The organism is Pectobacterium sp. F1-1 (assembly GCF_025643735.1).
GTDB classification, from domain to species: Bacteria; Pseudomonadota; Gammaproteobacteria; order Enterobacterales; family Enterobacteriaceae; genus Pectobacterium; species Pectobacterium colocasium.
Genome location: NZ_CP104733.1, coordinates 1673270 through 1697559, shown reverse-complemented (window position 1 = coordinate 1697559; position 24290 = coordinate 1673270). Strand labels below are relative to the sequence as shown.

Annotated in this window: 20 protein-coding genes; 13 read left to right on the top strand and 7 right to left on the bottom strand. The window is 56.2% G+C overall.

Annotation, left to right across the window (positions count from 1 at the left end):
• The first annotated feature begins 53 nt into the window (after positions 1-53).
• Together NAL19_RS07390 and NAL19_RS07385 are read left to right on the top strand one after the other, a co-directional pair.
• On the top strand, positions 54-812 hold the full coding sequence (locus NAL19_RS07390; RefSeq protein ID WP_263059277.1) for a CDP-diacylglycerol diphosphatase: 759 nt from the start codon (positions 54-56) through the stop codon (positions 810-812).
• A gap of 146 nt (positions 813-958) precedes the next feature.
• Positions 959-1897, top strand: coding sequence for a LysR family transcriptional regulator (locus NAL19_RS07385; RefSeq protein ID WP_263059276.1), 939 nt, complete (start codon positions 959-961; stop codon positions 1895-1897).
• Positions 1898-1909: 12 nt separating this feature from the next.
• Here the strand turns inward: NAL19_RS07385 and NAL19_RS07380 are convergent, their stop codons facing one another.
• Positions 1910-3055: an ABC transporter substrate-binding protein gene (locus tag NAL19_RS07380; RefSeq protein WP_263059275.1), complete on the bottom strand. Its 1146-nt coding sequence runs from the start codon at positions 3053-3055 to the stop codon at positions 1910-1912.
• A gap of 234 nt (positions 3056-3289) precedes the next feature.
• On the opposite strand from NAL19_RS07380, the gene NAL19_RS07375 reads away from it, so the two are divergent.
• The 10 genes from NAL19_RS07375 (at position 3290) to NAL19_RS07330 (ending at position 16730) form a co-directional block, all read left to right on the top strand.
• Positions 3290-4903 (top strand): ABC transporter permease, encoded by a 1614-nt coding sequence (locus NAL19_RS07375; protein WP_263059274.1) that lies wholly within the window; start codon positions 3290-3292, stop codon positions 4901-4903.
• Positions 4900-5709: an ABC transporter ATP-binding protein gene (locus NAL19_RS07370; protein ID WP_263059273.1), complete on the top strand. Its 810-nt coding sequence runs from the start codon at positions 4900-4902 to the stop codon at positions 5707-5709. The genes NAL19_RS07375 and NAL19_RS07370 overlap by 4 nt, the downstream gene beginning before the upstream one ends.
• A gap of 16 nt (positions 5710-5725) precedes the next feature.
• Positions 5726-7519: an aryl-sulfate sulfotransferase gene (locus tag NAL19_RS07365; RefSeq protein ID WP_263059272.1), complete on the top strand. Its 1794-nt coding sequence runs from the start codon at positions 5726-5728 to the stop codon at positions 7517-7519.
• Between the two features lie 173 nt (positions 7520-7692).
• Positions 7693-8589 carry an Rpn family recombination-promoting nuclease/putative transposase gene (locus NAL19_RS07360; protein WP_263059271.1) on the top strand — a complete coding sequence of 299 codons (897 nt, stop codon included), beginning with the start codon at positions 7693-7695 and terminating at the stop codon, positions 8587-8589.
• Positions 8590-8771: 182 nt separating this feature from the next.
• The gene (locus tag NAL19_RS07355) at positions 8772-9611 is read left to right on the top strand and encodes an ABC transporter ATP-binding protein (protein ID WP_263059678.1); all 840 of its coding nucleotides are present in this window, start codon (positions 8772-8774) and stop codon (positions 9609-9611) included.
• The gene (locus NAL19_RS07350; RefSeq protein ID WP_263059270.1) at positions 9608-10444 is read left to right on the top strand and encodes an ABC transporter ATP-binding protein; all 837 of its coding nucleotides are present in this window, start codon (positions 9608-9610) and stop codon (positions 10442-10444) included. Before NAL19_RS07355 ends, NAL19_RS07350 begins: the two co-directional genes overlap by 4 nt.
• 99 nt (positions 10445-10543) lie before the next feature.
• Positions 10544-11791, top strand: coding sequence for an MDR family MFS transporter (locus NAL19_RS07345; protein ID WP_263059269.1), 1248 nt, complete (start codon positions 10544-10546; stop codon positions 11789-11791).
• 10 nt (positions 11792-11801) lie between these two features.
• Positions 11802-13313, top strand: a complete 1512-nt coding sequence (locus NAL19_RS07340) for an ABC transporter substrate-binding protein (RefSeq protein ID WP_263059268.1) — start codon at positions 11802-11804, stop codon at positions 13311-13313.
• A 39-nt stretch (positions 13314-13352) separates the two neighbouring features.
• Positions 13353-15131, top strand: a complete 1779-nt coding sequence (locus tag NAL19_RS07335) for an ABC transporter permease subunit (RefSeq protein WP_263059267.1) — start codon at positions 13353-13355, stop codon at positions 15129-15131.
• A gap of 138 nt (positions 15132-15269) precedes the next feature.
• Entirely contained in the window at positions 15270-16730 is a 1461-nt protein-coding gene (locus tag NAL19_RS07330) for an AMP nucleosidase (RefSeq protein ID WP_263059266.1), read from the top strand.
• A 59-nt stretch (positions 16731-16789) separates the two neighbouring features.
• On the opposite strand, the gene proP is transcribed toward NAL19_RS07330, so the two are convergent.
• The 3 genes from proP to NAL19_RS07315 form a co-directional block, all read right to left on the bottom strand.
• Positions 16790-18292, bottom strand: coding sequence for a glycine betaine/L-proline transporter ProP (gene proP / locus NAL19_RS07325; RefSeq protein WP_263059265.1), 1503 nt, complete (start codon positions 18290-18292; stop codon positions 16790-16792).
• A gap of 274 nt (positions 18293-18566) precedes the next feature.
• Positions 18567-18848: a helix-turn-helix domain-containing protein gene (locus NAL19_RS07320; RefSeq protein WP_263059264.1), complete on the bottom strand. Its 282-nt coding sequence runs from the start codon at positions 18846-18848 to the stop codon at positions 18567-18569.
• Between the two features lie 87 nt (positions 18849-18935).
• Positions 18936-19508, bottom strand: a complete 573-nt coding sequence (locus tag NAL19_RS07315; protein WP_263059263.1) for a hypothetical protein — start codon at positions 19506-19508, stop codon at positions 18936-18938.
• A 120-nt stretch (positions 19509-19628) separates the two neighbouring features.
• Between NAL19_RS07315 and NAL19_RS07310 the strand changes: the two genes are divergently transcribed.
• Complete coding sequence (locus NAL19_RS07310; protein WP_225087540.1) at positions 19629-20615, top strand: class I SAM-dependent methyltransferase; 987 nt, start codon at positions 19629-19631, stop codon at positions 20613-20615.
• A 114-nt stretch (positions 20616-20729) separates the two neighbouring features.
• Here NAL19_RS07310 and ygjG read toward each other — a convergent pair whose 3' ends face one another.
• The 3 genes from ygjG to NAL19_RS07295 form a co-directional block, all read right to left on the bottom strand.
• Entirely contained in the window at positions 20730-22136 is a 1407-nt protein-coding gene (gene ygjG, locus NAL19_RS07305) for a putrescine aminotransferase (RefSeq protein WP_263059262.1), read from the bottom strand.
• A 327-nt stretch (positions 22137-22463) separates the two neighbouring features.
• The gene (patD, locus tag NAL19_RS07300; protein ID WP_225087538.1) at positions 22464-23888 is read right to left on the bottom strand and encodes an aminobutyraldehyde dehydrogenase; all 1425 of its coding nucleotides are present in this window, start codon (positions 23886-23888) and stop codon (positions 22464-22466) included.
• Positions 23889-24008: 120 nt separating this feature from the next.
• Positions 24009-24170 (bottom strand): hypothetical protein, encoded by a 162-nt coding sequence (locus NAL19_RS07295; RefSeq protein ID WP_225087537.1) that lies wholly within the window; start codon positions 24168-24170, stop codon positions 24009-24011.
• Positions 24171-24290 lie beyond the last annotated feature (120 nt).

Here is a 24290-nt window from a genome sequence, read left to right as displayed (position 1 = left end):
TGCCCTGTTTTTCCCCGCTACTTAGCGCTTTCTGCGCCTGCCGGAGACCCGTCATGAAACGCAACACGATCTTGATCTTCACTGTTTCTGCCATCATTTTGCTCACGGCGGCCACGGCAATAGGGTGGAAGGTTAGTCGAGGAAACAGCAATGCACTGTGGGAGATCGTCAGCAAACAGTGCGTACCCAATCAGCAGCGTAGCGGCAATCCCGCGCCCTGTCTGGAAGTCAATCTGGCGGACGGCTACGTGCTTTTTGATGACAGAAACGGCCTCTATCACGACCTGTTGCTCCCAACGGATAAAATCAGCGGTATCGAAAGCGCTGATCTCTTGCAACAAAACATACCCAATTTCTTTATGCAGGCCTGGGACAGGCGTGGCCATCTTTCCCGCGAAGTGGGCAAGCCGATCAGAGATGACTATCTCTCACTGGCAATTAACTCACGCTACGGCCGCACGCAAAATCAGCTGCATATCCACATCGCCTGCCTGCGCCCGGAGGTTTATCAGACGTTGAACCAGCAGTTTCCAACGCTCTCTGCCGACTGGAAACCGCTGACAGTGAAAATTAACGGGCACGTCTATCTGGCAAAAACGCTCACGGCGAACGAATGGGCGCAAAGCGATCCGTTTAAAACGTTAGATCGTTACGCCCAGCAGCGGAATGAGTCGATCGGTAAATACGGTCTTGCGATGGTCTCCACTCCGGCAGGTGAAAAGGTGCTGCTCGCCAGCGGCCTTGACGTGTTCAATATGAGTCTCGGCTCGGTGGAAGAAATTCAGGACTTTTCCTGTGCGCTGGCGAAATAGCCGCTGACCGCGCCAGAAGGCGGATTATGTGGGGCTGAAAGTCTATAGCAATCAATTCGCTATAACTTATGAATTTTTGTTCATTGCGTTGCCAGCCGACCTCCGCCTAAAAAGTGAGGAAAATCGATACGGTAGGTAGCTGCAACATGCATCTGGATTTACGGCAATTACGCAATTTTCTTGCACTGGCCGAGCACGGGAGTTTTGTACAGGCCGCAGAAGCCGTCTGTCTGTCACAATCGGCATTCAGCCGCAGCATTCAGGCGCTGGAACAAACGATGGGACATCCACTTATCGATCGTCAGAGTCGCCGCTTCGCGCTAACGTGGCAAGGCAATACGCTGCTGCCGTTTGCGCGCCGCATGCAAGAGCTCTCCTGGGAGTTGATGACCGACATGCGGCAGATCAGCGAAGCGCAGGAAGGCGAATTGACGTTTGGCTGCGGCCCTGCGCCGTCCACCTCGCTAATCCCCAAAGCGGTCGCGTATTTCCATGCGCTACGCCCGCGAGCCAGAGTCACCTACAGCGTGGATAACTGGCAATCCCTGCGCGATCGGCTGCTGGCCGACGAATGGCCTTTCATCGTCGCCGATACCTGGCAGGCCGAGATGGAAACCCATCTCCACGTGCAGCCATTAAGCCAGCAGCGCTGTTTCTTTATCTGCCATTCTTCACATCCGCTGGCACAGCAGGCAAACGTGACACCGGACGATCTACTGCGTTTTCCACTCGCCTCGCCTTTTATGCCCGTCGGCATGCGCAAAGTGCTGGCCGCCTTGACGCGCCAGCCCGATTACCGGCCGCAGATTCAGTGTGACCATATCTATTCCGTCTTCAGTATCCTACGGCATACGCAGGCCATCAGCTTTGCCAGCGAGGATGGCTTCGCGCTGGGGCGATTAAGCCATCAGTTGGTGGAAATTCCCCTGACGGGTACGCCACCGGAATGGGGAAATATGCAAACCCGCTTCGGCATTGTCACCTGTTTGAAGAGAACGCTACCACCGCTGGCCGAGCTGATGATCGAAACCATACTGGCGCAGGACAAGTTGCGCTCACCCGCTCTGGCACTGCCGACGTTGTGAGCGCACTCATGATTATTTCGCGGGATTACCGTTGGTGTCATACACCGCCCAGTTCGATTCCAGCCCTTTGGCTTTCAGCGCCCGGTCAACAAACTGACTGGCAAACCAGTCGCTGGCCGAGAATGTGTTGCGAATCAGTCCCGCCGCTTTCGCCCGCTCAATGCTGTCCTGCAAGCTGCTGAGCAGGAACGGATCGAGACGCGGCGAGCTTTGGAAGGGAAGGTCTTCCGCTTTCAGCTCTTCCTGAAAAATCGCCTGCGGGATCTGACTCTGTTCGGCCATCAGCGCCGTATAGTCCGGCAGATGCTGCGCCTCGCCGATCCACTGCGCATTGTCCACCAGCACATTCACCAGTTGCTGCGTCGTGCCGGGGTAGCGATCGATAAAATCCTGCGTCGCCAGTACGGCAGCCTGCGTGGTATTCGCCCAGCCCAGCGCCCGACTGGTGGTCACGATATGTATGCCCTGCTTACGCAACGCCAGCAGAGAAACTCCACCCCACACCGCATCCACGCGTCTGGCCGCCAGCGCAGCTTTGCCTGCCGTCCAATCCAGATTGATCACCCGTACATCCCGCTCGTTTAGCCCGACGCTTTTAATCGCGCGCTCAAACGACAGCTGATCGGCAGTTCCCTTGTAGACCGCAATCCGCTTGCCGCGTAAATCCTCGATGCGCTGAATACCCGATTCCGGCGTCACCGCCAGATAAGAATTAGAACCGCGCGATCCGACCAGCACCCGCGTCGGAAGGCCCCCCGCCCGGCCAATAATCGCTGCCAGATCGCCCAGATACACCACATCAAGTTGCTTGTTCGCCAACGCCTCATTCACCGCCGGTCCCGCACCTTTAAAAAACGACCAGCGAATGTTGACGCCCTGCGGTTCGAACTCTTTCTCCAGTTGTTTTTGAATATGTGCCAACCCCAGCGGCCCACGGATAAAAGGCTTACTGCCCGCACTCTGATCCGGCAAACCAATGCGGATCTCCGTCGGTTTCTGTACATCCTGCGGGGCAGCGTCGTTCGCCTGAACGGTCGATGCCATTAGCGCAGCGCTCATCAGCAGCGCAACGCTCATGATCTCACGCAGCCCCCGTTGCCAGCGAGCAAAAGGGGTTGCAGACAAAATAGTTATCAATGGGATTGAGGGTTGTTGCATACGGTTTTCCTTAAAAATTCGTTTCATCTGCCATGAAAACTAACGAACCGTCTGCATCAGGCTTAAATAACATTTACAGGTTTGCTCAGCGGAAAAAAGCATAAATCAGGACTGGCGGGCGCAGGCTACGCATATGCATTTATTGCACGGCGACCATCGCTTTATTGCATTGGCCTTCAACGTCGAAACCTGTTTTTTATTCCCCATCCAGCTGCGATGGTTTTCGGGAATAAAATGAATAAGTCGATACTGCTGAAAAAAACCGCGGTCGTCTGGCCTGCTCTGCCGAGAGCGCGGGTCTATTCTCTTGTCGTGTCAATAGTGGTGCCGCTTGTCGTACCACTAATTGTACCGCTGCTACTGCTGGCCCTATGGTATATCAGTACCCACTACGGTTGGATGCCCACACAGATTCTCCCGGCTCCCGACATCGTCGCTAAAACCGCCGCCGAACTCTGGCACAACGATCTCCTGCCGCAGCTCTTTATCAGCCTGCAACGGTTGGCTAGCGGCCTGCTGGCAGGCTTACTGGCGGGAACGCTGCTTGGTGCGCTGATGGGAGCCTCACGCCGTGCCGAACACCTGCTGCACCCGACGGTCTACGCGCTGGCACAAATTCCAACGCTGGGCTGGATCCCGCTGTTTATGGTGCTGTTCGGCATTGATGATGGCCTGAAGCTTGCTGTCATCATCAAGGCGGTGATTATCCCGGTGACGCTGCATACGCAAACAGGCGTGCGCAACGTACCGCCTGCGCTACAGGAAGTCGCTCGTACCCTGCGCCTGCCGTGGCATCAGCGCCTCATCAAATTAACGCTGCCCGCTGCGCTACCCACCTGGCTAACCGGCTTACGGCTGGCGATCTCACAGGCATGGGTATCGCTAATCGTGGTCGAACTACTGGCATCATCGCAGGGCATTGGCTATTTACTGGTGTGGGGACGCCAGCTGTTTCAGTTGGATATTGTGTTTGTCTGTATCGCCGTCATCGGACTGGCGGGACTGGCGATGGAGTGGGCAATCAACCAGTTAGAACGTCGTCTGGTTTTCTGGCCGCACCCGCCGCTTGGCCGCTTAACCTCGACGCCGTCTCGCCGCTTATCGGCACTGGTTCTCCCCTTTCTGCTCCTTCTGTTATGGCAACAAGCCAGCCATCTTGGTTGGATCGACCCGTCACTGCTTCCCCCACCCGCCGACGTGTGGCACACGCTGCTGCAAGGCGTGCGTGACGGTTCGCTCACCGACGCGATGCAGGCCAGTGTGACCCGTGCGCTAGCAGGTGCAGTATGCGGCATTGCCGCAGGTCTGGTGTGCGGTGTGCTGCTGGGGCTGAATGCGACCAGTGACGCCCTCTTTACGCCCACGGTCGCGACGCTGCGCCAGATCGCGCTGTTTGCCTGGCTGCCGCTGCTGACTGCCTGGGTCGGTAACGACGAAGCTGGAAAAATCACGTTTGTCGCGCTGGCTTCTTTCTTTCCGATGCTGGTAGCCAGCCATCGCGGCATCCGCCAGCGTTCAACAGCCTTACAGGAAGTCGCGCAGGTGTTACAGATCCGCCTCTCGACCCGCTTGCGGGTACTGATTTTGCCTGGAGCCGCCCCCGCGATCTTCGCCGGTTTGCGCCTGTCGCTGATTTACGCCTGGCTTGGGACTATCGGCGCAGAATATTTCATGTCATCCGGTACCGGGATCGGCAGCCTGATGATCAACGCCCAACAGCTACTTGATATGCCCCTGATTATCAGCGGCATGCTGCTGATTGGATTAACGGGCGCGGTGCTCGACCGCGTCGGATTAGGTCTGGAACAGCGGATGACGCGCTGGCGTTCCGCAGGAGAAATCGCATGACGTCCACTCCCCTTGATGTGCCGCCGCCAGTGGTGCAGTTCGATCGCCTTCGTAAACAGTTTCGCGTTCAGGGTGAGACGCTGACGGTGATTGAGGACTTTTCCCTGTCGATTCACAGCGGCGAACTGGTGGCGATTGTCGGCAGCAGCGGCTGCGGCAAATCCACGCTGTTGCGTATGTTGGTCGGCCTGGACAGCGACTATCAGGGACGTGTGCTGGTGGAAGGCAAAACCGTACGCGGCATCGGACGTGAGCGCGGCATGGTATTTCAGGAACCACGCCTGTTTCCGTGGCTGACGGTACGGCAAAACATCGCGCTCGGGCTGGCGAATGAGTCAATCAACGACAAAGAACGAAAGCGCCTGATCGACCACTTTATTCAGCTCGTGCATTTGCAGGATTTTGCCGATGCCCTGCCCGCCCAACTTTCTGGCGGCATGGCGCAGCGTGTGGCTATCGCACGCGGACTCGTTGCCAATCCGCGCATCCTAATGCTGGATGAACCGTTTGGTGCGCTGGATGCCTTAACCCGCCAGCAGATGCAACAGGAGCTACGCCGCATTCATCAGGCGGAAGGCACGACCACTCTGCTGGTCACCCACGACGTCGAAGAAGCCGTCTATCTCGCCGATCGCGTCGTCGTGCTGGCACCACGACCGGGGCGCATCCGCCAGATTGCGACGATTTCGCTGCCACATCCGCGCCAGCGTGACAGCCAGCTCTTCCACCAGCAGTGTAGCGACCTGCTCGCACTGCTGACGCAGCCTGCCGATACGGCGGTCATTTCCTCTTCTCTGAACACGTAACTACTGGAGCACCATTATGGGACACCCTTCCGTCTACCCGACCGGCACAACGATTTACAACCCGGAAAAAGCCTGGGGCGGCTACACCGTCTTTCAGGCGCTGGAACGCGGTGCCGTGCTGGTAGATATGAACGGCACCGAACTGCGCCTGTGGGAAGGCCTGCACGGCTTCCCCAACAAAATCCTGCCCGGCGGTTACATCCTCGGGCACAGCGGTGAACGCGATTCACGCTACGGCATGCAGGACATGGTCGATCTAATTCAAGTGGACTGGGACGGCAACGTCGTCTGGAAATTTAACGGCTATGAACACATCACCGACCCCGACCTTCCGTCTGAATGGATGGCGCGCGTCCATCATGACTACCAGCGCAGCGGTAATCCGGTCGGCTACTACGCACCGGGTCAGGAACCGCAGTCAATTGGCGGCAACACATTACTGCTGGCGCACACCAACCTGCACAATGAACGCATCAGCGACAAACTGCTGCTCGACGACACCATCATCGAAGTGGACTGGGAAGGTAATATCTTGTGGGAATGGCGTTGCAGCGACCATTTCGATGAACTGGGCTTTGACGACGACGCGAAAACCGCGCTGTACAACAATCCTAACCTGCGCAAAAGCGGCGGCGGCATGGGCGACTGGATGCATATCAACTCCATGTCAGCGCTCGGCCCCAATCCGTGGTTCGATCAAGGCGATACCCGCTTCCACCCGGATAACATTATCTGGGACGCACGCGAGTCCAACATCATCGCCATCATCGACAAGCAGAGCGGCCATATCGTCTGGCAGCTTGGCCCGAATTACAACACGCCGGAACTCAAACACATTGGCTGGATAATCGGCCAGCATCACGCACATATGATCCCCGCAGGCTTGCCGGGCGCGGGCAATATTCTGGTGTTTGATAACGGCGGCTGGGCTGGCTACGGCGCGCCCAATCCGGCGTCGGCCGACGGCGTGAAAAACGCCTGGCGTGATTATTCTCGTGTGCTGGAAATCAACCCGGTGACGCTGGATATTGTCTGGCGCTATTCGCCCTACGAAGCGGGTATTCCACATCCGACCGATGCCTTCCGTTTTTACAGCCCGTACATCAGTAATATCCAACGCCTGCCGAACGGCAATACGCTAATTAATGAAGGCGCTAACGGTCGACTATTTGAAGTCACCGTCGATCACGAGATTGTCTGGGAGTTTATTTCCCCCTACTGGGGCAAGACGGTGAACACCAACATGCTGTATCGCGCCTACCGCGTACCCTACGAGTGGGTGCCACAGCTGTCGCGTCCACAGGAAACCCCAGTGATCGCACCCGATAACACCCAACTACGTCAGCCCGGCGCCGCTGCGCCCGGCTTCGCCAGCGTGATTCGCATTGACGGCACGCGCCCCTACAAAAAGAGCGGCGATGCTCTGTGCGTCGCGACCGACAGCGAAGACCTCAAGCGCAGCCCAAAGCTCTTTGCCGTCAACCGTGAGCGCTTCGCGCCGCTTACTGCCGAAGACTGGCCTGCACTGGCAACCCAACAGGGTCCACAATTGCTGCTGGTCGGCGCAGAGCGCTGCGTCCACTGCAAAAGCCTCTACCGCCAGTTAGAAACGATTCTGGCTAACGAGGAATACCGCCAATTGCCGAGCCATTATCTGGACGCCGATCATCACATTACCCTGACGGAAAAATTGGCGATCAGAACGTTGCCGACCTTACTCTGGATCGAAAACGGTGAAGAGCTTGCTCGCTTAAGCGGTGCACAGCAGCCCGAACGCTTGCGGCAATGGCTGACCACGCAACAGAGCTAACTCTGACACCTTAATGCGATCTCGCTCCCAGTGAGATCGCGTCATTACTTTCATTTCTCACTTTTCTTGCGTACATCCTTCCATACCGACGCAGTTGTCCTCTGCGCCTCTTCCCTGCCCGTATCTGCTTCTTTTACCATTGCCTACAGATTATTCAGGGACGGAAAAACAGCATGGCCGCGCATGATGCGATTTTTAAACAGTTTCTCAGCGATCCAGCCGTCGCAAAGGATTTCTTCGCCATCCATCTGCCAGAAGAAATCAGGACTATCTGCGATTTCAGCTCGCTACAACTGCAATCGGCCTCTTTTGTTGACGAGGAACTACGCGCAAGAATATCGGATATGCTGTATTCAATTCAGACCACCGCAGGGCAAGGTTATATCTATTGTGTGATTGAGCATCAGAGTCGCCCAGAAAAACAGATGCCGTTTCGACTGCTGCGTTACGCATTGGCGGCGATGCAACAGCACCTCTCTCAAGGTCACGAGACGTTGCCACTCGTTGTTCCTTTGCTATTTTATCACGGCCAGCGTAGTCCTTATCCCTATACGCTACGCTGGCTCGACGGTTTTTCTGATGCCATTCAGGCCGAGAAGCTCTACAACGCCCCCTTTCCGTTGGTTGACCTGACGGTGATACCAGATGAAGATATCAAGACGCATCGCCGCGTGGCGCTGTTGGAACTGGTACAAAAACACATCCGCACGCGAGATATGCTGGAACTGGCGCAGGATATCGGGCTATTATTTGAGCGCTGGCAGGTACCACTGCCGCAAAAAAGAGCGATACTGTTTTACATCGCGCGGAGCGGCAACACCTCAAGGCCAGCAGAGTTTATTGAGGCCGTCGCGCAGTCTCTGTCAACGGATCGGGAGGCGATCATGACCATCGCACAGCAGCTTGAGAAAATCGGGTTTGAAAAAGGCATGCAACAAGGTATGAAAGCCAGTGCTCGAAATATCGCTCGTCAGCTCCTACTTAGCGGCATGGAACCTGCTCAGGTTTGTCAGATTACTCAGTTGAGCGCGGCGGAACTGGCACAGCTTATTGATTCATCCCATGAGTAACCACTAAAAATACTCCGCGCTTCTCTGCAATTTACTCTCTCCCTTTTTCATCATCGACGCGGCCGGCTCAGACTGCGTCGACGCGCCAATTTATACGCTCTGGATCACATTTCCTTTGCATCACTTCGTCGTAATTTGTTATGTTATTACATATCTATTTACACCAACCGTATACGTTAACCATGATTAACTGGAACAGACACACAGACGCCATTCTTCAGGTAGAGAACCTTAATCTATCTATTGGTGGCGAAACCAAAGTCAGCGATATCAGTTTCACGCTGTTCACGGGTGAACGTGTCTGTTTACTCGGCGCATCCGGTTCCGGTAAATCCCTCACCGCCAAAGCAGTCATCGGCACGCCGCCAGCGGGCTGTCAGAGTAGTGGCAGCATTCGGGTCAATGGCGAAGAGGTGGCTCAGTTGAAAGCGCTGGCGCGCCCGCAGGCCGGACGCGTCTCTGCCGTGTTCCAGGACTCGGCAACGGCGCTTAATCCTTTCATGCCGTTAGGAAAACAGCTGTCACTGGCGCTGAAAGCCCCCTCTTCCGCTGAGCTTTCTGCGCTCCTTAGCGCCATGCAGTTGGATGATATCCCCAACTTGTTGCAACGCTATCCTGCCGAACTGTCCGGCGGCCAGCGTCAGCGCATTTGTATTACCCTTGCGTTGCTCGGCAAGACGCATTTGCTGGTGGCGGACGAACCCACTACCGCGCTGGATGTCATGACTCAGCAGCAGGTATTGCAGGTCTTACAGGAACGTAGTTCGCAGCCGGATGCTCCCGCCCTATTGTTTATTACGCATGATATCGCCGTTGCCGCCCAGCTCTGCCAACGCGGTCTGGTGATGGAGAACGGTCGGATCGTTGAATCCGGCAGTATGCTGCAATTGCTGAATGCGCCACAGCAGCCGTATACCCGCAGTCTGGTCGCCGCCGCCCGTCGCGCTGACACGCTTTTATCTGACAATGTGTTATTGACGAATGTACGGCCTTCAGTCGCTGTCAGAGCACTTGCCGGATGAATCACCACCTGCATGCGGTTCCCACGCCGTTTTTAAGCCTCGAACACGTCAGCCGCTATCGCCAGACGTCACGTTTACCGTGGCAAAAGGCCGATCCTGCTAGCGCCATTTTTCACGACCTGTCGCTGAATCTGCAACAGCATGAACGCGTGGGGCTGGTCGGTGCCTCCGGCTGTGGTAAATCCACGCTGCTAAAAACCCTGCTCGCGCTTGAAGCGCCAGAAAGTGGTGCGGTGTACTGCGATGGCAACCTGATTAACCCCGGCTCGGTGCGTTCGCTGCTCTGGTATCGCCGCCGCGTTCAGTACATTCCGCAGGATCCGGCAGGCTCGCTCGCGCCGCGTCAGCGCGTCGCCGATCTCCTCATCGAACCACTGAAGCGACTCCGCCCCGATGAGATCCGTCACGCTAATGGACATTATTTTGCCCGCCTGAGCGAAGTCATGGATCAGGTAGGGCTGAGCGCCACACTTCTGGACAAGGTCGCCGGGCAGCTTTCCGGCGGGCAGGCACAGCGTGTCGCGCTGGCACGAGCATTGATTGTTCGGCCCGAATTTTTACTGGCGGACGAACCCGTCAGCGGTCTGGATTTACCGCTGCGCGAACAGATTAAAGCCCTGCTTCAGCAGGTTACCGAACAAAACAAGATGGGCTTGCTGATGGTCTCGCACGACATTTCCATGCTCGCCGGCCTGTGCGACAGAATGCTGGTCATGGACGGCGGATGCATCATTGAAGATCGCCCCACTGCCGAGGTGCTGGCGTCGCCGCAGCAGGCACACACCGCCCGTCTGTTGCAGGCCGTGCCCACGCTGTCGACGTCTGGCTATTAGCTCGCTGAAAACCTCTTTTTTACAATAAAATATCGCGTTAATAACACATTTCCCCATAACGGGCTTTTTATAACAACTTTTCTTATAACGGACCATGACATGTCAGACCTGACCGCCAGCCGCCCGCCGCGGCCTTACCCGCCACTGCTTCTGGGCAGCCAGCTTGTTTTCAACATTGGTTTTTATGCCGTCGTGCCGTTTCTGGCAATTTTCTTGCGCGACGACATGCTGCTGTCCGGCTGGGCCATCGGACTGGTGATTGGCTTACGCACCTTTTCGCAACAAGGCATGTTTCTGGTCGGCGGGGCACTGGCTGACCGCTTTGGCGCTCGCGTGATTATCCTGTGCGGTTGCGTTGTGCGTATTAGCGGCTATTTACTGCTGGCGTTAGGCGATTCGCTATGGCCGATTATTCTCGGTGCCTGTCTGACCGGAGTCGGCGGAGCACTGTTCTCCCCCGCGATTGAAGCATTAATGGCACAGGCCGGTACGCAAAGTGAAAAAGAGGGAAAACGCAGCCGCTCCGAGTGGTTCGCTCTGTTTGCCATTTGCGGAGAGTTAGGCGCGGTGTTGGGACCACTACTTGGTTCCGTTCTGGCTGGGTACGGATTCCAGCGCGTGGCGCTTGCCGGTGCGGGCGTCTTTGTCATCGCGCTCATTGTCCTGTTTTTCAGCCTGCCGCCGACGCAGCGGAATCAGGGTGAACTGCATATCGCCCCGTGGTGGGAGACGTTCCGCCAGCGGCGCTTTGTGGTATTCATTATTGCTTACAGCGCTTACCTGTTCAGCTACAACCAGCTCTATCTGGCGCTGCCGGTTGAACTACACCGCTCCGGCAGCAGCGAGAAAGACCTCGGGCCGCTGTTTGTTCTCGCCTCGCTGCTGGTCATTGGATTACAGCTTCCTTTGGCGCGTTTTGCTCGCCGGATGGGTGCGGCACGTATGCTGCCGCTGGGCTTCGCGTTGCTGTCTGCCTCGTTCCTTAGCGTCGCACTGTTTGCCTCCAGCACGCCGCCAGAAGGATGGCAGCGCCTGCTTCCGGCTATCTCCTTGATTACCCTGCTAACGCTGGGGCAGATGTTAATCGTCCCCGTAGGCATGGATCTCATCCCGCGTTTTGCCAACAACCAGAATCTGGGGGCGCACTATGGCGCGCTGGCGTCGATGGGCGGCATCGCTGTTCTGCTTGGTAACTTTATCCTCGGCAGCCAGCTCGATCGCGCGCTGACGCCATCGCCACAGGCCGCTATTCCGTGGGTGCTGCTCGCGGCGGTGCCGCTGTGCAGTTCGCTGGCGATGATGGTTATCTGCCGCCCGTTTAAATCCGCTTCAACCGTGAATGAATAAGGACAGACTGATGAATATGCGTAATCTCCTGTGGCCTGTTTCCGGCCTGCTATCAGCCACGCTGCTGCTTTCAGGCTGCTTCAACGAGCCGGAGGAAAAGCACACCTCGCATCATGACGGTCGCATCAAACTGGCTATGCTTCAACCGCCGCGCTCTGGCCTGACGCCGCTGAGCGACGATGCCTTTAAGCTGTCGCGCTGGAGCACGGCAGAAACGCTGGTGGTACTCGATAAACTCGGCGAAGCCCAGCCCGCGCTGGCGACAACCTGGCAGCAGATCGATGATAAATCCTGGCGTTTTGAACTGCGCCCCAACGTCCATTTCCACGATAACACCACGTTAAACGCCGCCACAGTGGTTAACGCGCTCACCGTAGCATCCACCGCCGCTCCCAAGCCACGTATTCTGGACGGCGTGCAGTTAACGGTGAAAGCCGATGGCGATAACGCCGTGATTGTTTCTACCGCTAAAGCGGATCCGTTGCTGCCTCAGCGCTTATCCAGCCCGCAGTTAGCGATTCTCTCCACCGCGGCATACGGTAAAAATGGCGTCGTCAATCCGATCAATACCGGAAGCGGCCCGTTCGTTCTGCGTAGCGTCAACGGCACCAGCAGCGCGGTACTGGACAGATTCGACGGTTATTGGGGTGAGAAAGCACAGGCCAGCGGCATCGATGTCAGCTTTGTCTCTGACGGCACAGCGCGCGCGGCTGCATTGCGTACCGGCACAGCAGACATTGTCGAAGCCATTCCGGTTTCTCAGGCACCGCTGCTGGATCAATCGCTGGTGCATGAAGTCCCGATGCCACGCACCAATACGCTATATCTGAATACACGCCACGGCGTGATGCAAGATCCTGCAATGCGCGCCGCCGTGCGTGATGCGATCAATCGCCAACAGTTGGTGGATAACGTCTATGAGAAGCGTGCCGATATCGCGCTGGGTCTGTTAGGTCCTGCGCTACCGTGGGCGGCGGAACTGCGCCAGCCGGTGGCGAATCCGATCAAAGCCGGTACGCCTGCGGGGGCGACGATCACACTGGCAACCTTCAGCGACCGCGCCGAGCTACCTGAGGTGGCGGTCTATCTGGCGCAGCAGCTTACCGCCGCGGGATTTACGGTGAAACAGGTCGTGCGTGAGTATGCACAGATTGAGTCCGACGCGCTGGCAGGCAAGTTTGACGCCTTTATTTTATCCCGCGCCACCGTGCTGGATTCCGGCGATCCGGTGGCTTACCTGTACAGCGACTTTACCTGCGAAGGATCATTCAACATCGCGCAGCTGTGCCGCCCAGACATCGATCAAGCACTGCAAAAAGCGGCGGCCATTCCTGCGGGTGAAGCTCGTCGTCAGGCCATCATGCAGGCAGAAAATCTGATCCTTGCCAGCGATGCCGCCATCCCGATGCTGCATGAGCGCGTGATTCAAGGTGAGAGCGCACAGGTAAAGGACGCCCTGCGTGACCCGCGTGAACGCACGCTGATTAACACCGCCACGCATATTATCGCCGACGCAAAATAACGGGTAACACGCCCCAGTAACCAGAAAGATGACGAGTTTATGAGCGAACCGCTGTATTGCCGCACCTGTGCAACCATCAACCAGACGCAACGCCCGCGATACGGCATGCTGATCCCGCTGTTTTCGCGGCTGCTGACGCTGGCGGGGATCGTCGTGCTGATTGGTATGCTGCCGTGGTGGTCCGGTCAGGATCCGGCGCTGGCACTGCTGCGCGCCCGTTCCGGCGAACAGGAAGCGACAACAGAAACACTCAACGCAATTCGTCATTCTCTCGGGTTGGATCAGGGGCCGCTGCGTTTACTGTTGAACTGGCTGATGGGTCTGCTACACGGCGATGCGGGCAACTCCTGGGTTTCAGGCCGCCCTGTGCTCCCAGGGATGCTACAGGCGGCGGGTGTCTCGCTCACGCTGATGGCTACCTCGGCGCTGGTTGCCTTCACGCTGGCGGCCATGCTGTGCGCGCCGACCTTTCGGCACGGATTACGTGGCCAGATTCATCGTTCAGGCGGCCTGTTTGCCGCCTTATTTACCGCGCTGCCCGAATTCCTGCTGGCATCCTTTTTGCTGATCGTCGGTGCCGTCTGGTTACAGTGGTTCCCGCCTTATGGCTGGCAGGGCTTGCACTACGTCGTGCTCCCGTCTCTGGCGCTCGGTATTCCGGCAGGCGGCTACCTTGGCCGGATCATTTCCGATGCGATCTCCGCCACTTTTAGCGAAAACTGGCTTACCACCTGGAGCGTGGCAGGCGTCAGCCGTCGTCATATCGCACTGGCGGTGCTGAAGCGCACGTTGCCGAGCGTCATGCCGCTGGTCGGGCTGGTGCTGGTCTCATTAACCGGCGGAGCCATCGCCGTCGAAAAAGTCTTTGCGATTCCCGGTCTCGGACGCGCGACACTGGGTGCCGCAGCAGCACAGGATCTACCCGCTTTGCAGGTTGGCGTGCTGATTCTGTTACTCATCGCTTCGCTGGCTGGCATCGCCGCCAGCGGCGTACGGCTGCTGATTTTCGGGCGCGCGCTGCGGAACGGCGCGATGCCCGTACCGGAAGATCGCGGCAGCCCCGTGTCTCGTCATGCTGTCTGGCTGCCGATTCTCTGTGTGCTACTGCTGGCGCTGCTGTTACTGGTTGGCTTGCCGCGCGATCCCTACACTTCTGCTTTTCTGCGCCTGCAACCGCCATCGTTGCTGCTGCCTTTTGGCGCGGACGCGATGGGGCGTGATTTACTGGCGCGCGTCGCACACGGTACGCTCAATACCTGTCTGCTGGCGCTGGTGGTATCGCTGGCCTGTCTGGCAATCGGGCTGTTGGTTGGGCTGTTTCCGCGTCTGCTCACCGGCCCCATTGAAGTCACTAACGCCCTGCCGCCAGTGATTGCCGGGCTGCTGGTTGCTGCGGTAAACGGCCCGACGGCAACGGGTGCGGCGATTGCCGTCATTGCCGTCAGTTGGGCACCGCTTGCAGCCCACACGGCGGCACTGGTGGCTGAAATCAATGCGCGCCCTTATATTCGCATGCTGCCGATTCTCGGCGTCGGCCCGATACGGCGCAGCCTGTTCTATATTCTTCCAGCGCTGCTTGGCCCGCTTTTCCGTCATGCGATGCTAAAACTGCCAGGCATCGCGCTGGCGCTGGCATCGCTCGGCTTTTTAGGTCTGGGCGCCTCCCCGCCGACACCAGAATGGGGACGTGTGCTGGCAGAAGGAATGCCGTATATCGAACGTGCCTTCTGGGGCGTGCTGGCACCGGCGGCCGCACTCGGCGTATTGTCGATACTGGCCGTGAGCGCGGCGAATCTCTCCGGTCGCCACAAGCACTAATCTATCGAGGGAGACCGCCTAAGCGCTGGCTTATCTTCACGCTTACCGCTCCGCCAGATTTCACGATGGCGGGACTGTGCATGTTCAGTTACGCTGTGAGCTAACTTCTGCCTAAGTACAGAATTTAAAGGAGAGAATATGCATAACAGCGGATCCCACGTCAGTCTTACCGTCACGCAGACTCTGGATAAACTGGAAGCACTGTATGATGACGCCGTCTCAGCGCTGCGCGACGCCATCGGGGACTTCATCAATGATGGCACCCTGCCCGATGCCAACGCGCGCGCGGCGGGATTATTTTCCTACCCGGCCTTGCGCGTCAGTTGGAGCGGCAATTCGACCGGCCATCCCCGCCATCGCGCCTATGGGCGTTTTACCCATCCCGGCAGCTACTCCACCACCGTGACCCGTCCGGCATTCCTGCGTGCTTATCTGGCAGAACAGTTGGCGCTGCTGGAGGGGGATTATGATGTCACCATCGAGGTCAGCCCATCTCAGCAGGAAATCCCGTTCCCCTACGTACTCGACGGTTCCGACCTGATTCTTGACCGTTCCATGAGCGCCGGCATCGCCAAGCATTTCCCCACCACGGAACTGTCACAGATTGGGGACGAGACGGCAGATGGTCTGTTCCACACGACTACCACGTCGCCGCTGTCGCACTTCGACGCGCTGCGCACCGATTTCTCACTGGCACGCCTTCGTCACTATACCGGCACGCCGGTGGAACATATTCAGCCATTCATCCTTTTCACCAACTACACGCGCTATGTCGATGAGTTTGTGCGCTGGGCGTGTGCGCAGATTGCCGATCCCAATAGCCCGTATGAGGCGCTATCCTGCGCAGGCGGCATCTACATCACGGCCGACACGCCTAACCCCGAGCAAACGGTGTCCGATCTGGCATGGAAGAACCACCAGATGCCCGCCTATCATCTGATTCCTCGTCAGGGGAAAGGGATTACGATGGTCAATATTGGTGTCGGGCCATCCAATGCCAAAACCATCTGCGATCACCTCGCCGTCATGCGTCCACATGCCTGGCTGATGATCGGCCACTGCGGTGGCCTGCGCGAAAGCCAGTCCATCGGCGATTATGTGCTGGCGCACGCTTACCTGCGTGACGATCACGTACTGGACGCGGTGTTACCGCCTGACATCCCGATTCCCAGCATCGCTGAAGTGCAGCGCGCGCTGTACGACGCCACCAAGATGGTCAGCGGCATGCCGGGAGAAGAGGTTAAACAGCGCCTGCGTACCGGCACGGTGGTGACCACCGATGACCGCAACTGGGAATTACGCTACGCCGCCTCCGCCCTGCGCTTTAACCTCAGCCGAGCCGTCGCAGTAGATATGGAAAGTGCGACGATTGCCGCCCAGGGTTACCGCTTCCGTGTCCCTTACGGCACGCTGCTATGCGTGTCGGATAAGCCGCTGCACGGTGAAATCAAACTGCCGGGACAGGCAAACCGTTTCTATGAAGGGGCGATTTCGGAGCATTTGCAGATTGGCATCTGCGCCATCGATCTGCTGCGGGCGGAAAGCGACAAGCTGCACTCACGCAAACTACGCACCTTTAACGAACCGCCGTTCCGCTAACTATCTTATTCCAGCGGCTACATTCCGTAGCCGCTGGCACCATCCACAGCATTATTGTGTTAATTAATTTCAGGATGCTGTTCAGTCAGCCGTTTCCTTTTCTTCTCCAGCTCAGCAATTTGCTCATCAATCTCTTCTATTTTCTGTTCAATATTGTCGTACTGTTCCTGCAGCAGCTCTTTGGCTTCCGTCCGATCCGACGCCGCTGGCGTTGCGCCTTTCAGAGGCTGGTTAGCCGTTTCACGCATCGACATCCCGGTAATTAAGCCGATCAGACCAATCACCATCAGGTAATACGCCGGCATATACAGATTGCCGGTCGACTCCACCAGCCACGCCGCCGCCGTTGGCGTAAAGCCCGCAACCAGTACGGAAACGTTAAATGACGTCGCCAGCGCGCTATAACGGATATGTGTGGGGAACAGTGCGGGAAGCGTTGACGCCATCACCCCCGTGAAGGCATTCAGCAATACTGCCAACATCAGCAATCCACAGAAAATCAGCCCAATCACATCGCTGTTAATCAAGATAAAGCTGGGCACAGATAGCAACAGCAGCCCAATACTGCCGCAAATAATAAACGGTTTACGTCCGTAACGGTCGCTCATCAGTCCCATCACCGGCTGCACAAACAGCATCCCGATCATGACGGCGATAATAATCATCACCCCATGATCTTCCGAGTAATTCAGGCTGTGTGAAAGGTAACTCGGCATATAGGTCAGCAGCATGTAATAGGTGACATTGGTGGTAATCACCATCCCGATACAGATCAACAAACCTTTCCATTGTTTGGTCACAATTTCACGCAGGGAGATCTTCGGCGGGGATTGGATGCTGTCTTTTGATTCTTTATCAATCTTGTCAACGTGCTGTTGGAACGTCGGCGTTTCTTCCAGCGCATGGCGCAAGTAAATTCCAATTAATCCAAGCGGCGCGGCAATAAAGAACGGAATACGCCATCCCCAGTCCAGAAAGCTTTCTTCTCCCACGATGGAAGAAATGAGCACCACGACACCTGCCCCCATTACGAACCCGGCAATAGAGCCGAAATCCAGCCAGCTCCCTAAAAACCCGCGACGTCTGTCCGGGGAATATTCGGCAACAAAAATCGCCGCGCCGGTATATTCTCCGCCGACGGAGAATCCCTGCGCCAGTTTCGCCAACAGCAGTAATATCGGTGCCCAGATACCGATCGATTCATAAGAAGGAATCAAACCGATACAGAATGTGCTCACCGACATGATAATAATAGTGATCGACAAGACTTTCTGGCGGCCAAATTTATCCCCCATCGCCCCAAAGAATAGCCCGCCGAGTGGCCGCACCAAAAAGGGAACCGAGAACGTTGCCAACGCGGCAATCATTTGTACGCCGGGGTCAGCGCCGGGGAAAAAGACCTGTCCAAGTGCATACGCCACAAAACCATATACGCCAAAATCAAACCATTCCATCGCATTACCCAATGCGGCAGCGGTAATGGCTTTTTTAAGTCGGGCATTATCAATAATGGTAATGTCCTGAATTTTCATCGGTTCGACTTTTTTCTTTTTTAATCTCATCCTTTTTTCCTTTGCTTAAAAAGCGACCCTTTATTAAAAATAAAATGCTCTCTTTTATGCACAGGGAACCACCCGACTGCGCGCTGAAAAATGAACAGTTTATTGGCCGCAATATTCATTACACGTTGATACTGCTGGATGAAGTATAGAAGAATTTGGACAAAAGCTCGGATTCAGGCACCGCATGCGGAAATAACGCACAGGAATATAATCAAAGGAAAATAACGGTAAATAGTTATGACAACATCATCACATTAATGTCAGTGGGGTATTTTTACTTATGTGAAGCAATCATTTTCGGGTTGCGGTTAAAATAGCGCGTAAATGCCAGACTGAAATTAGCCGGGTGTCGATAGCCAACTTGCCAGGCCGTCTGTGCCACCTGAAATCCCTGTTCCAGAAGCTGATGTGCCCGCTCCATCCTCATCCGCAATAGCATCTGCCCCGGCGTGGTTGCAAAGCTGCGATGGAACCCACGTTTGAGTCTGGATTCACTCATCCCCGCCTGAGTCGCAATGCAGGCCAGTGTCAGCGGTTCAGCCAGATGCTCACGCATCCAACAGCATACCTGCTCCAATTGCTGCCGTTCCTGTGGATGAATGGCACCGTGCCGCGCCTCCGGTTGCAGAAGGTGCCGATACTGCTACAACAGGCTTAAGGCGTGGATATGGCGATTCAGCGGATCGGCGTCGCCACACAGCGCATTGACATGAACCTGACTGGCCGAAGAAATAGAGGTAAATGCGCGCTGCTGCACCCCATCACTACAGAACCACTGTTCCGCACAGTCCGCGCCAAAATAACGATCCGCCGCCGTTTTCCCCACCAGCAGTCGTAGCTGATCAACCGATTGCTGCGCCTGATAATGACGCTCGCCCACACTGGCGGCACCAAACGTCGTGATGGTGACATGCTGCTGACGAAACCAGACCTGCAAACCACTGCTATCGCAATAGGCAGATTCCCCTGCCAGCGCAAACGTCATGACGAGCATCGGTTGCGAATGCGGGTTCTGCCTTTCTTCCACCAAATCGCGGCACGGGCGATATTGCGAACGAGCCAGCAACAGATCCGTGTCGATACCGCTGAAATCCGACCAGCATTCGCCGATAACGCCCGGCAATGTTCGACGCGAATCAGAACGATTCACCTCACCCACACAACATCGATCGCCTGATGATAGTCCCTCTCGCCCCTGCTGCTGCCTTTGCGCCATCTTCCCCCCGCCGTTTCGCATATGAAAAACGCCGCCTCGCATAACAATGAACATAATAACTATTCTCATTTATAGATAGCATATTCCCTATCGACTGACCATCAATGAGACAGACCACTTATGAATCCATTAGAGACATTATGGCGGCTTGCCGCAAGCAGCGTGCAAGCCGATGCTTTACATTTGGCGCTGGAGCAGCAGATTTTTGACCGACTGGAGGCGATCACCACGCCGGAACAGTTGGCGGCAGAATTGGGCTGGCAGCCAGAGAAAGCCGGTTTTCTGCTTGAGATTCTGTGGAGTATGCAATTTTTGACGCGCCATCACGACGGCTATCGCACCGCCCCAGCCTGCGCCGCCGTACTCTGCCGCAGCCGTTCGCGGTTTCTGGGCGATGCCTGGCGCTTTCGCCTCACTAGCCTCCGCCAGTTTGGTCAGGGGCTTGGTGACGGCATGCGTCAGCCGCTGCCAGCACAGTTAAGCGAGTTACCACGTGACGCAGCATGGGCTAATGCGGCAGAGCAACAGATCGCTCAGGAGCAACGTTCGATAACGGCAGACCTTGCCGATAATCTGCTCTCCAGCCTGCCAGATTTCCCACACATCAGACACGTTCTCGATCTGGGCGGTGGCCCCGGTTGGGTGGCGATTACGCTGGCGCTGCGCCACGCGCAGATCTCCGGCACGGTCTATGACCTGCCGCAAACCGCCGCCGTGGCGCAGCGCAATATCGATGCCGCCGGATTGTCAACAAGGCTGTCGGCACACAGCGGCGCGTTTCCTGCCGAAAAATACGATCTGATTTGGAGTTCTTCTTTCCTGCATTTTGTCGAGGATATTCCCACCATGCTGGTTACGCTCCACAACGCACTAACGTCAGAAGGCACACTGGTGCTGGCACAAGCAGAAATCGCGGAAGAAGCCGATGCCGCCGCACCGGTTCTGCCGTTCTATCTGCCGATGCAAATGAGCGGACGCCACGTCACGCGAGAAGGTCAACTGACGCAGTGGCTACTGTCTGCTGGTTTTACCTCTGTCGAAACCCGACGCCATCAGGCATTTCCCATGGCGCCGTTAAATGTGTTGATCGCCCGTAAAAGTCACTAAGTCGTCTCGAAAAAAGTCGTGTCGGAAACCGGATAGAAAAAGCCAGTCAGTGAGGGCTGACTGGCTTTCGGGATGAACCTAATAGGAGGGTGCTGCGTGTTTCCGTCTCGTTTTTCACTCTACCGCATATTCCTTCATTTTATTTTCATCAGGCATCGTACCACTGAGCTTTTTGAGCACGTCCTTCGCTTCCTTCAATACACGGGCACATTGCTCGCGCGTGATGGTAAGCGGTGGCTCTATCCTGACCGATTTGGCATTGTTTAACGTCCCCGCGACCAGAACATTACGCTGGAACAGTTCCTTCGCGAAAGCATACCCGATCTCGTTTTTCCTGAACTCGATAGCCTGCAACAGCCCCATTCCTCGCGCCTCGATAATCAATTGAGGATACTCGGCCGCCAACTGCTGTAAGCCCCGTAACAAAAACTCCCCTTGTATCGCCGCCTGTTCCGGCAGATTTTTCGTCAGCAACTCATTGACGGTCGCCAGCGCCGCCGCGCAGGCTAGCGGGTTACCGCCGAACGTGGTGGTATGCAGGAACGGGTTTTCAAACAGCACGGAGAATACCTCCTCCGTCGCCACCGTGGCGCCAATCGGCATCACGCCACCGCCCAGCGCTTTCGCCAGACACAAAATGTCGGGCTGCACGCCGTAGTGTTCACAGGCGAACATCTTGCCCGTACGTCCCATGCCAGTTTGTACCTCATCCAGAATCAGCAATGCCCCAACCTCATCGCACAATGCTCTGACCGCAGGCAAGTAATTTTCCGGTGGCACAATCACGCCGCCTTCTCCCTGAATGGGTTCAAGAATGATGGCAGCAACGTCATCGCCGGTCTTCTGGCATTGCTGAACCTTCTTACGCATGGCGCTGATATCGCCAAAAGGAACATGATGAAAACCGGGTAACAGCGGCATGAAAGGACGACGAAACGCAGGCTTGGCGGTGGCGGAAAGTGCCCCTAGCGACTTCCCGTGAAACGCGCCAGTCGCGGCGATAAAGGTATATTTGCCGCGCGGCGACTGATACGCTTTCGCCAGCTTCAACGCCGCTTCAACCGATTCCGTTCCGCTATTGCAGAAGAAGCTGTATTTCAGGTTACCCGGCGTCAGCGCCGCCAGGGTTTTTGCCAACAGCCCCCGCAGCGGATCGAGCAACTCCTGGCTGTGCAACGGTTGTCTGGCGAGCTGGCGTTCAACGGCGGCAATAACGTTAGGGTTGCGATGCCCGACGTTAAAAATGCCGTAACCGCCGAGGCAGTCCAGATATTCATTCCCTTGGGTATCAATCAGCGTATTTGGGCCACTGGCGCGCCATTCGACTGCGCCGTAATCGCCGCCGGTAGTGACAGATTTTCTGTACTCCAGAAAACCTGGGTTGACGTATTCACGGAAACAACTCAAAACTTCTCGATTCAGTGCCGCCATGTCATCGTGGGATAGCGTGTCACTATGAATCCAATGCAGTGCCTGCTGAGTACACTCTAGCGGGGTAAGGTGGGCGTTTGATCTGGACAAAATGCGCTCCTTGAAAACGGACATCACGTGATGCCAATTTAATTAATGCACATAACACGCCAGTCGCCCGCCCCAAATCATAATAAAATACAAAAACGCGATCTAAACCAAAAATCCAGCATATAGTTTGAACTAATTTTTAATATTCGAAATTAATAACCAGTCAGAAGAGTGAATATCAGAGTGAAAGTGAGTGGAAAATCTCATGATGCCCCGCGCGTGCCCAGCGTGCCCTCTTTTGGGGCACGCCGAGGCTGGACAAACTCGCTATTTCAGCACCTGACGTCTTTTTCAAGACAAGCGGCTCCTGAGATGGAGTGCGTCATCTCAGTGACGGATCATGATATGGCGCACGATGGTGTAATCCTCCAGACCGTACATCGACATATCCTTGCCATAGCCCGACAACTTTTGCCCGCCGTGTGGCATTTCACTGACCAGCATGAAGTGGGTATTCACCCAGGTGCAGCCGTACTGTAGACAGGCGGCCAGACGGTGCGCCCGGCCAATATCACGCGTCCAGACTGACGAGGCCAACCCGTAGTGCGAGGCGTTCGCCCAACCAATGACCTGCGCTTCATCGTCGAACGGCGTAATCGAGATCACCGGGCCAAACACCTCTTTCTGTACGATTTCATCGTCCTGTTTCGCCCCCGCCAGTACCGTAGGCTGGAAGTAGAATCCCTGCCCTTTCACACGTTCGCCACCGGTCACTACCGTGATGTGTGGCAGCGCTTTGGCACGTTCAACAAAGCCGATAACGCGCTCAAGCTGCGGCTCGGTGATCAACGGCCCCAGCTCAGTGCTTTCATCATGCGGATCGCCCATTTTCAGCGTCGCTACCGCTTTACCTAATGCCTCCACAACCTCATCGTAGACTGCGCGCTGTACATACAACCGGCAGGCCGCGGTACAGTCTTGCCCCGCATTGTAGAAACCGAAGCTGCGGATTCCGTCAACGACCTGATCGATATTCGCATCGTCAAAGACAATCACTGGCGCTTTGCCGCCCAGCTCCATATGCGTTCGTTTTACGCTCGCGGCGGTATGCGACAGAATATGCGCACCGGTCGCAATTGAACCGGTCAGCGACACCATATTCACTTTCTCATGTCCTGTCAGCGCATCGCCGATATCCGCCCCGCGCCCAAACACGATATTCACCACGCCCGCAGGCAGGATCTCCGCCAGCAGATGGGCCAGATAGAAGGTAGTCAGTGGAGTTTGCTCCGCCGGTTTCAACACCACGCAGTTTCCTGCCGCCAGCGCGGGAGCCAGCTTCCACGACGCCATCATCAGCGGGTAGTTCCACGGGGCGATGGAGGCGACAACACCAACCGGATCGCGCCGGATCATGGAAGTATGTCCTTCGAGATACTCTCCCGCCGCCGAACCGCTCAGGCAGCGCGCCGCACCGGCAAAAAAACGAAACACATCGGCGACCGCGGGCACTTCATCATTCAGCGCCGCATGATAGGGTTTACCGCAGTTTAGCGATTCAAGTTTGGCAAATTCCTCAGCGTGTTCTTCAATGGCATCGGCAATCTGTAGCAGCAGCGTCGCACGCGTTTTCGGCGTAGTCTGTCCCCAGTGTGCAAAGGCGGACTCTGCGGCCAGAACCGCTGCATCAACCTGGTGCAGATCGGCCTGCGCAATGGCGGCAATTTGCTCTCCCGTCGCGGGATTGAATACTGGCAACGCTTCACCTTTCCCTGCTACCAGCTTGCCTTCTATCAGTAATTTGTTGTACATACATTTTCCTTACAGAGAGAAAATCGTCGTGTTTTTCACCACTATCTGCAAAATGTCTGTGCAAAAAACCTGCCACCTTATGTTTGATAGCCCATCGCTTCCCTGACAGGCGATATCCTGCTAAGGCCTATTGTCAGACGCTTTCTTCGTCTGCGTAGCAGCCTGTCGGGCCTCCTCCGCCAGCGCCTCAATTTCCTCTTCCGTCAGTTGATCTGACGCCTCATGCACTTTTGCCAGCCCTTCGCTGACCGTCACGTCTTTAGGATCGTCCTTCGTCGCCATCGTCATTCCTCTTAATCGAATAATACGTCAACAAAGATAAGTGTAGTCGACGGCGAAAATCCGCCAATCTGAAGAAGATTTAACTCTGCTTTCCGGTTCGTCATATGTGATAATAATTAT

Bases quoted from the DNA above. Each gene is read 5' to 3' on its own strand.
- NAL19_RS07310 (WP_225087540.1), top strand. From the start codon at position 19,629: ATGAATCCATTAGAGACATTATGGCGGCTTGCCGCAAGCAGCGTGCAA.
- NAL19_RS07295 (WP_225087537.1), bottom strand. From the start codon at position 24,170: ATGGCGACGAAGGACGATCCTAAAGACGTGACGGTCAGCGAAGGGCTG.
- NAL19_RS07365 (WP_263059272.1), top strand. From the start codon at position 5,726: ATGGGACACCCTTCCGTCTACCCGACCGGCACAACGATTTACAACCCG.
- NAL19_RS07315 (WP_263059263.1), bottom strand. From the start codon at position 19,508: ATGGCGCAAAGGCAGCAGCAGGGGCGAGAGGGACTATCATCAGGCGAT.
- NAL19_RS07360 (WP_263059271.1), top strand. From the start codon at position 7,693: ATGGCCGCGCATGATGCGATTTTTAAACAGTTTCTCAGCGATCCAGCC.
- NAL19_RS07355 (WP_263059678.1), top strand. From the start codon at position 8,772: ATGATTAACTGGAACAGACACACAGACGCCATTCTTCAGGTAGAGAAC.
- NAL19_RS07340 (WP_263059268.1), top strand. From the start codon at position 11,802: ATGAATATGCGTAATCTCCTGTGGCCTGTTTCCGGCCTGCTATCAGCC.
- NAL19_RS07345 (WP_263059269.1), top strand. From the start codon at position 10,544: ATGTCAGACCTGACCGCCAGCCGCCCGCCGCGGCCTTACCCGCCACTG.
- NAL19_RS07390 (WP_263059277.1), top strand. From the start codon at position 54: ATGAAACGCAACACGATCTTGATCTTCACTGTTTCTGCCATCATTTTG.
- NAL19_RS07320 (WP_263059264.1), bottom strand. From the start codon at position 18,848: ATGCGTGAGCATCTGGCTGAACCGCTGACACTGGCCTGCATTGCGACT.
- NAL19_RS07330 (WP_263059266.1), top strand. From the start codon at position 15,270: ATGCATAACAGCGGATCCCACGTCAGTCTTACCGTCACGCAGACTCTG.
- NAL19_RS07370 (WP_263059273.1), top strand. From the start codon at position 4,900: ATGACGTCCACTCCCCTTGATGTGCCGCCGCCAGTGGTGCAGTTCGAT.
- NAL19_RS07335 (WP_263059267.1), top strand. From the start codon at position 13,353: ATGAGCGAACCGCTGTATTGCCGCACCTGTGCAACCATCAACCAGACG.
- NAL19_RS07375 (WP_263059274.1), top strand. From the start codon at position 3,290: ATGAATAAGTCGATACTGCTGAAAAAAACCGCGGTCGTCTGGCCTGCT.
- NAL19_RS07350 (WP_263059270.1), top strand. From the start codon at position 9,608: ATGAATCACCACCTGCATGCGGTTCCCACGCCGTTTTTAAGCCTCGAA.
- NAL19_RS07380 (WP_263059275.1), bottom strand. From the start codon at position 3,055: ATGCAACAACCCTCAATCCCATTGATAACTATTTTGTCTGCAACCCCT.
- NAL19_RS07385 (WP_263059276.1), top strand. From the start codon at position 959: ATGCATCTGGATTTACGGCAATTACGCAATTTTCTTGCACTGGCCGAG.
- proP (WP_263059265.1), bottom strand. From the start codon at position 18,292: ATGAGATTAAAAAAGAAAAAAGTCGAACCGATGAAAATTCAGGACATT.
- patD (WP_225087538.1), bottom strand. From the start codon at position 23,888: ATGTACAACAAATTACTGATAGAAGGCAAGCTGGTAGCAGGGAAAGGT.